This window comes from Nocardioides guangzhouensis (assembly GCF_004519545.1).
In the GTDB taxonomy this organism is placed as follows: Bacteria; Actinomycetota; Actinomycetes; order Propionibacteriales; family Nocardioidaceae; genus Nocardioides; species Nocardioides guangzhouensis.
Genome location: NZ_SDKM01000078.1, coordinates 1 through 7,426 on the forward strand (window position 1 = coordinate 1; position 7,426 = coordinate 7,426).

Annotated in this window: 7 protein-coding genes; 6 read left to right on the forward strand and 1 reads right to left on the reverse strand. The window is 72.1% G+C overall.

Going from position 1 to position 7,426, the window contains the following annotated elements; all coding sequences use genetic code 11:
• The first annotated feature begins 105 nt into the window (after positions 1–105).
• The 6 genes from EKO23_RS24035 (at position 106) to EKO23_RS25555 (ending at position 5,647) form a co-directional block, all read left to right on the forward strand.
• Positions 106–1,497: a M20/M25/M40 family metallo-hydrolase gene (locus EKO23_RS24035; RefSeq protein ID WP_246051286.1), complete on the forward strand. Its 1,392-nt coding sequence runs from the start codon at positions 106–108 to the stop codon at positions 1,495–1,497.
• Complete coding sequence (locus tag EKO23_RS24040) at positions 1,494–2,948, forward strand: MFS transporter (RefSeq protein WP_134721020.1); 1,455 nt, start codon at positions 1,494–1,496, stop codon at positions 2,946–2,948. Before EKO23_RS24035 ends, EKO23_RS24040 begins: the two co-directional genes overlap by 4 nt.
• Positions 2,945–3,316, forward strand: coding sequence for a GntR family transcriptional regulator (locus tag EKO23_RS24045; protein WP_246051287.1), 372 nt, complete (start codon positions 2,945–2,947; stop codon positions 3,314–3,316). The genes EKO23_RS24040 and EKO23_RS24045 overlap by 4 nt, the downstream gene beginning before the upstream one ends.
• 116 nt (positions 3,317–3,432) lie before the next feature.
• Positions 3,433–3,897 carry a DnaJ family domain-containing protein gene (locus EKO23_RS24050; protein WP_246051288.1) on the forward strand — a complete coding sequence of 155 codons (465 nt, stop codon included), beginning with the start codon at positions 3,433–3,435 and terminating at the stop codon, positions 3,895–3,897.
• 163 nt (positions 3,898–4,060) lie between these two features.
• Positions 4,061–5,407: a peptidoglycan DD-metalloendopeptidase family protein gene (locus EKO23_RS24055; RefSeq protein WP_134721021.1), complete on the forward strand. Its 1,347-nt coding sequence runs from the start codon at positions 4,061–4,063 to the stop codon at positions 5,405–5,407.
• An 87-nt stretch (positions 5,408–5,494) separates the two neighbouring features.
• Positions 5,495–5,647 carry a hypothetical protein gene (locus EKO23_RS25555; RefSeq protein ID WP_167880635.1) on the forward strand — a complete coding sequence of 51 codons (153 nt, stop codon included), beginning with the start codon at positions 5,495–5,497 and terminating at the stop codon, positions 5,645–5,647.
• 96 nt (positions 5,648–5,743) lie between these two features.
• Here the strand turns inward: EKO23_RS25555 and hutU are convergent, their stop codons facing one another.
• Positions 5,744–7,387 (reverse strand): urocanate hydratase, encoded by a 1,644-nt coding sequence (gene hutU / locus EKO23_RS24060; RefSeq protein ID WP_134721022.1) that lies wholly within the window; start codon positions 7,385–7,387, stop codon positions 5,744–5,746.
• Positions 7,388–7,426: the final 39 nt, after the last annotated feature.

The following is a 7,426-nucleotide window of genomic DNA, read 5'->3' on the forward strand; positions in this document are numbered from 1 at the left end:
TGTGCCGGGTCACCACCGCCCGAACCCGGTGAGTCGGCACATCCTGTGCCGGGTCGGCGGGTGGAACGGGGGGCAGGAGGGACCGGGAGGCAATAGCGTCGTCCCGTGGCACCCGACGTACCCGTCTCCCCGCTCCGTCCCGACGACCACGACGCCCTGCGCGACCGTGCCGTCGAGAAGCTCCGGGCCCTGGTCCGGATCCCGACCGTCTCGCGGCAGGACCCCGCCGACGAGGACCTCTCGGCGTTCGAGCGGTTCCACGACGAGCTGAGGGCGCGGTTCCCGCGGCTGCACACCGAGCTGGACCTGACCCCGGTCACCGACCACGGCCTGCTGTTCCACTGGCAGGGCCGCGAGGCCGCCCGGCCGGTGGTGCTGATGGCGCACCTCGACGTGGTGCCCGTCGACGACGACGCGAGCTGGCAGCACCCGGCGTTCGGCGCCGAGATCGTCGACGGCCACGTGTGGGGCCGCGGCACGCTCGACGACAAGGGGTCGCTGGTGGCGATCTGCGAGGCGGTCGAGCGCCTGCTGGAACGGGGGTTCGTGCCGGCGCAGGACGTGTGGCTCTCGTTCGGCTGCGACGAGGAGGTCAGCGGCACGGCGGCTCCGGCGGCGGTCGCGATCCTCCGCGAGCGCGGCGTCGTGCCGTGGCTCGTGCTCGACGAGGGCGGCGCCGTGGCGCACGAGGCGTTCCCCGGCGTCGAGCTGCCGGTCGCCGTGGTCGGGGTGACCGAGAAGGGCGTGACCTCGCTGGAGCTCCGGGTCGACGGCCGCGGGGGGCACGCGTCCACGCCGACGAAGATGGACGCCACTGCCCGGCTGGCCCGCGCGATCCTGCGCCTCGACCGGTCGTCGTTCCCGGCCAGCGCGCCGGCGCCGACCGTCGAGCTCATGCAGCGGCTGGCCCCGTACGCGCCGGCCGCCCTCAGGCCACTGATGGCGAACGCCGCCAGGCTGAGGCCGGTGCTCACCCGCGCGCTCGTCGCCGCCGGTCCCGAGTCGGCCGCGATGACCCGCACCACCGCCGCGGTGACCACCCTCTCGGGCTCGCCCGCCCTCAACGTGGTGGCCTCCACCGCCAAGGCCGGCGTCAACGTCCGGATCATGGTGGGGGACTCCGTGGCCTCGGTCCTCTCCCACGTGCGCTCGGTCGTGAAGGACCAGGAGGTCCAGGTCAAGGTCCTCGAGGCCGGGGAGCCGAGCCCGGTCAGCCCGACCGACGACGACGCTTTCCGGCTGATCGAGTCGACGATCGCGGAGGCGTTCCCGGACGCCGTCCCCGCGCCGTACGTGATGATGGCCGCGACCGACTCCCGCTTCTTCACCGCGATCTGCGAGCGGGTCTACCGGTACACCCCGTTCCGGATGACCAGGGCGCAGCGCCAGGCGATCCACTCGTACGACGAGCACATCGGCGTCGAGGCCTTCGCCGAGGGCGTGCTGTGGTACCAGCGCCTGATCGAGCGGCTCCCCGAAGGACAGGTGACCGCATGACCAGTGACGTCCGGCCGGTCCCCGCTCCCGCCCTGCACCTCGGCCGGATCGTCGGCTTCCTGGTCTGCGTCGAGATCGCCTCCGGCATCCTGCAGGGCTACTACACGCCGATCTTCAGCGACATCGCCGACCACCTCGGGATCGCGGACGCCGACGTCAACTGGTTCGAGGCCGCGCAGCTGATCGTCTCGGCGCTGGTGGTGCCGTTCCTCTCGCGGCTCGGCGACCTCGTCGGCCACAAGAAGGTGCTGTTGCTCTCGACCGCGGTCACCGCGCTCGGCTCGTGGATCCTCGCGTTCGCGCCGTCGTTCACCACGTTCCTGATCGGCTGGGCGCTCCAGGGCGCGTACGTCGTGTGGCTGCCGCTGGAGGTCGCGATCATCCACCGTCGCACCGCCGGGTCGGGCCGGCAGGCCCTGCTCACCCGCCGGGCGGCCGCGATCCTCGTCGGCGCGCTCGAGACCGCCGTGATCGTCGGCGCGCTCACCTCGGGCGCGCTGGTCGAGGCGACGTCGATGACCGTGCTGCTGATGCTGCCGGCGATCGCGGTCACCGCCTGCCTGTTCGTGATCTGGTTCGGGATCGAGGACGCACCCGGGGAGTCGTCCGGCGGCATCGACTACGCCGGCCTGGCCCTCATCACGTCGGTGCTGGTGCTGGTGATGGCGGGCCTGATCGTGATCCGGCTCGACGGGCCCGGCAGCCTGCTCGCCTGGCTGCTGATCCTCGGCGGCCTGCTGGTCATGGTCCCGTTCGTCCGCTACGAGCTCGCGCAGCAGGAGCCGATCATCGACGTACGCCTGTTCGCCATGCCCGCCCAGTGGCCGGTGCAGCTGACCGCGTTCCTGTTCGGCATGTCGGTGCTCGGCGCCCAGATCCCGCTGTCGACGTTCGCCCGGACCGATCCGGAGGTCGCGGGCTACGGCCTCGGCGCGGACGCGAGCTTCGTGTCCACGCTGATCGGCGTCTACGTGCTCAGCCTCGCGGTCGGGGCGTTCACCCTTCCGCTCACCTCGCGCTGGCTGGGCGCCCGCGGCGCGCTGGTGCTCTCGTGCCTGCTGGTGGCGCTCGGCTACGCGATGTGGCTGCCGATGCACGACACCACGGCCCAGGCCCTGACCAACATGGCCGTCGCCGGCCTCGGCTCCGGTGCCCTGGTCGCGGCGCTGCCGGCCGCCGCTGCGGCCGCCGCACCGCCGGCCCGGACCGGCTTCGCCACCGGGATGACGAACGCGACCAAGACCGTCGGTGGCGCGATCGCGTCCTCGATCTTCGCGATCGCGCTGTCGTCGACCGGCTCGCTCGACGACCCGACCGAGGGCCACGCGCCCCTGTCCGGCTACCTCACCGTGTGGACGGTCTGCGCGGTCGCCGCCCTGGTGGCCGCGCTGTCCCTGACGGTGGTGCCGAAGGACGCGTTCTCCGACCACGCGCCGGAGCCGGTCCCGTGAGCGACCGTCCCGTGCACGCCCTCGACCTGCACGTCGACCCGGACGCCCCGGAGCCGCCGTACGTCCAGCTCCGGGAGGAGGTACGCCGCCGGGTCGCCGACGGCGCTCTGACCCCGGGCACCCGGCTCCCGCCGGTCCGGACCCTGGCCACCGAACTCGGGCTGGCGGCGAACACCGTGGCCCGCGCCTACCGCGAGCTCGAGCAGCTCGGGGTGATCGAGACCCGCGGCCGAGCCGGCAGCTTCGTCTCCGGCGACGAGGTGGGGCGCGCCGCCCGCGAGGCCGCGCAGGAGTACGCCGACCGGGTGCGCGCGCTGGGCGTCGCGCCGGCCGAGGCGGTCGAGCTGGTGCGGCGGGCGCTCGGCTGACCGGCACCCCTCACCGGGGACGAGGCCCCCGACTGGTCCCGAACCGCAGTCCCGCCCAGCAAGTCCGAGCGTTGGGGACCAGACCGCGCGACGTCCCGCCGTCGTACGGTGGGGCCGTGGACGAGCAGGAGCCCGAGGCCCCCGACCGCACCCGCCGTACCGACCCGCGCACGGGACGCGACGCCGCGGCCAACCGGATCCGCCACCAGAGCCAGTGGGTCGACCAGCAGGTCCGGAAGGCGATGGCCCGCGGGGACTTCGACGACCTGCCCGGGGCGGGGAAGCCGATCGAGGGGCTGGGCTCCGACCCGGACCCCGACTGGTGGCTGAAGAAGCTGGTCGAGCGCGAGCAGATCACCGGCGTGCTGCCGGAGGCGCTGCAGCTGCGCAAGGACGACCTCGAGCTGGACGCCCTGCTGGACCGGCAGCCCAACGAGGAGCACGTCCGTCGCGAGCTCGAGGACTTCAACCGGCGGGTGGTGAACGCCCGGCGCCAGCTCCTCGGCGGGCCTCCGGTGATCACCCCGACCCGCGACGTGGAGGGCGAGGTGGCGGCCTGGCGGGAGCGTCGGAGGCGCTGAGGACTGGCGCCCCGGGGCGCCGTTAGACACGCGGTTCCGCACTGGAAAGTGGCGGTGGCGAATTACAGACCTGTAGTTCGTCAAACTCTTAACAACAACCTCACGAGTCACGATACTTTCAGGCTCGATCCTGATCCGCCGGGACCGTGAGGAGCCTGCACGCATGACCACCCACTCCCCCGAGGCGCGACCGGGCCGCCTGCGCCGCCCCCTGCGCACGGCCGCCGTCGCCGCCGCTGCGGTGGCTCCGCTCGTGCTCTCCGGCCTCGTCGCCGGCGCCGGCGCCGCTCCCGCCGGCACAGCCCCCTCTGGCACCTCGGCCCGGACGACGACGTACACCCCCCGCGTCCCGTTCGTGGCCCGGCCGCTGAACCCCGCCACGACCCGCGACCTGCGGACCTACTCCGCGACGAAGCGGGGCGGCACCGACTTCAAGGCCGCCTGCGGCACCCCCGTCCTCGCAGCCCACCCCGGGAAGGCCTGGGTCCTCAGCCGTCCGTGGGCAGGTCCCGCGCTGGTCAAGATCACCACCACCTCGGGGTCGCTGGTCACGCTCTACGCCTACATGCGCCGGGCCACGGTGACCTCCGGACAGCTCGTCACGGCCGGCCAGCAGATCGGCGTCGTCGGCCACGAGGGCAACGCGACCTCGTGCCGCCTGCAGCTGCGGGTCCGGTCGTCCGGCGGACGCGTCGTCTACAACCCGACCACCTGGCTCAACCGGTACGTCGGCACCCCGACGCCGAGCCGCGGTCTCTGGGGCGACGAAGGCTTCAACGTCGCGACGTTCAACATGCTCGGCGCCAGCCACACCGCCGCCGGCGGCAACAAGGCCAGCTGGCCCGACTACAACGTCCGGCTCCCGAAGCAGATCGCGATGCTGGAGGCCGCCCAGGTCGACGTGGCCGGGCTGCAGGAGCTCCAGCGCAAGCAGCGCGCCCTGTTCCTCAAGCTGGCCGGCAAGGACTGGGGGATCTACCCGGAGGACGCCACGGCCGACCCCGAGAACTCGATCATCTACCGCCGGTCGGCGTTCACCCTGCTCGAGGGCGCCACCTTCGACGTGCCGTACTTCAACGGCAACATCCGCAAGATGCCCTACGTCCTCCTCCAGGACAACGCGACCGGCCGCACGGCGTACGTCGCCAACGTGCACAACCCCGCCACCACCCAGCGCTACCCGGCGCAGGCCAAGTGGCGCCGCAAGGCCGAGGCGATCGAGCGGCAGCTGGTCATCGACCTGCGTGCGAACGCCCGCCCGGTCTTCCTCACCGGTGACTTCAACGAGCGCCAGAAGGCGTTCTGCGCCATGACCACCGGCAAGCTGATGATCTCCCCGGACAGCATCCCGTCCATGCAGTGCGCCTACCCGGCGAGGTACTACTGGGTGGACTGGATCTTCGCCGCCGGGCAGAGCCGCTTCACCACGCTCTCGGTGGACACCTCGACGCGCGCGAAGCGGCTGTCGGACCACCCGCTGGTGGTTGCCCGGACGCACCTCGCCGACTGACGGCCGGACCGCCGGATTGCGCACGGAACCTCCGCGCATGTCCGGAACCCGAAGTGGTTACGACCCCTCCAGTCTCACAAAGGAGGGATGACCAACATGGTTGTTCTGGGTCTCATTCTGCTCATCATCGGTTTGCTTGCGAGCATCCCCGTCCTCACGACGATCGGGCTGATCCTGCTCGTCGTCGGACTGATCCTGAACTTCGTTCCGGTGGGCGGCAACCGCCGCAGGGTCTGGTAACCCCGAGAAACCAGACCAGAGCAGCACGGCCCCGGTCCTCCCACGCACGTGGGGGACCGGGGCCATTGCACGTCCGGAACGCGGTCCGGACCGGGCTCAGGACTCGAGCATCGGGATCCGCACCCCGCGCTCGGCCGCGACCTCGGCGGCGCGGTCGTAGCCGGCGTCCACGTGCCGGATCACGCCCATGCCCGGGTCGTTGGTGAGCACCCGCTCGATCTTCTGCGCGGCGAGGTCGGTGCCGTCGGCGACGCAGACCTGGCCGGCGTGGATGGACCGGCCCATGCCGACGCCACCGCCGTGGTGGATCGAGACCCACGAGGCGCCCGACGCGGTGTTGACCAGCGCGTTCAGCAGCGCCCAGTCCGCGATCGCGTCGGAACCGTCGAGCATCGCCTCGGTCTCGCGGTACGGCGAGGCGACCGAGCCGCAGTCGAGGTGGTCACGGCCGATCACGATCGGGGCCTTCAGCTCGCCGCTGGCCACCATCTCGTTGAACTTCAGGCCGGCCAGGTGCCGCTCGCCGTACCCGAGCCAGCAGATCCGCGCCGGAAGCCCCTGGAACGCGACCCGCTCGCCGGCCATGGTGATCCACTTCCGCAGCCGCTCGTTCTCCGGGAACAGCTCCAGGATCGCGCGGTCGGTCGCGGCGATGTCGGCGGGGTCGCCGGACAGCGCGGCCCAGCGGAAGGGGCCCTTGCCCTCGCAGAACAGCGGGCGGATGTACGCCGGCACGAAGCCGGGGAACTCGAAGGCCCGGTCGTAGCCGCCCTTGCGCGCCTCGTCGCGGATCGAGTTGCCGTAGTCGAAGACCTCGGCGCCCCGGTCCTGGAACTCCACCATCGCCCGCACGTGCGCGGCCATCGACGCCTGCGCGGCCTTGGTGAAGCCCACCGGGTCGGCCTCGCGCTGCGCCTGCCACTCCTCGAAGGGAACTCCGATCGGCAGGTAGAAGAGCGGGTCGTGCGCCGAGGTCTGGTCGGTGACGATGTCGATCGGGGCGCCCTGCTCGAGCAGCGCCGGCACCATCTCGGCCGCGTTGCCGAGGACGCCGATCGACAGCGGGCGACGGGCGTCGCGGGTCTCGACCGCGAGCTCGAGGGCGTGCTCGAGCGAATCGGCCTGGACGTCGAGGTAGCGGTGCTCGATGCGCCGGGTGATCCGGGACTGGTCGCACTCGATGCAGATCGCGACGCCGTCGTTCATGGTCACCGCGAGCGGCTGGGCTCCGCCCATGCCGCCGAGGCCGGCGGTCAGCGTGATGGTGCCGGCCAGCGTCCCCCCGAAGGACTTGTCGCCGACGGCGGCGAAGGTCTCGAAGGTGCCCTGGAGGATGCCCTGGGTGCCGATGTAGATCCACGAGCCGGCGGTCATCTGGCCGTACATCGTGAGCCCGAGGTCCTCGAGCCGGCGGAACTCCTCCCAGTTGGCCCAGTCGCCGACCAGGTTGGAGTTCGCGATCAGCACGCGCGGGGCCCACTCGTGGGTGCGCATGACGCCGACCGGCTTGCCGGACTGCACGAGCATGGTCTCGTCGTCCTTCAGCGTGGTCAGCGTGCGCACCAGCGCGTCGTACGCCTCCCAGCTGCGGGCGGCCTTGCCGGTGCCGCCGTACACGACGAGGTCCTCGGGGCGCTCGGCGTTCTCCGGGTCGAGGTTGTTCATCAGCATCCGCAGCGGCGCCTCGGTCTGCCACGAGCCCGCGGTCAGCTCGGCGCCGTGGGCGGCGTGGATCGGCAACCTCTCGTTGGTTGAGGAGCGAGCGCCAGCGAGCGTCTC

Excerpts from the sequence above, each read along its gene's own strand:
- EKO23_RS24040 (WP_134721020.1), top strand. The coding sequence starts at position 1,494 with ATGACCAGTGACGTCCGGCCGGTCCCCGCTCCCGCCCTGCACCTCGGC.
- EKO23_RS24055 (WP_134721021.1), top strand. The coding sequence starts at position 4,061 with ATGACCACCCACTCCCCCGAGGCGCGACCGGGCCGCCTGCGCCGCCCC.
- EKO23_RS25555 (WP_167880635.1), top strand. The coding sequence starts at position 5,495 with ATGACCAACATGGTTGTTCTGGGTCTCATTCTGCTCATCATCGGTTTG.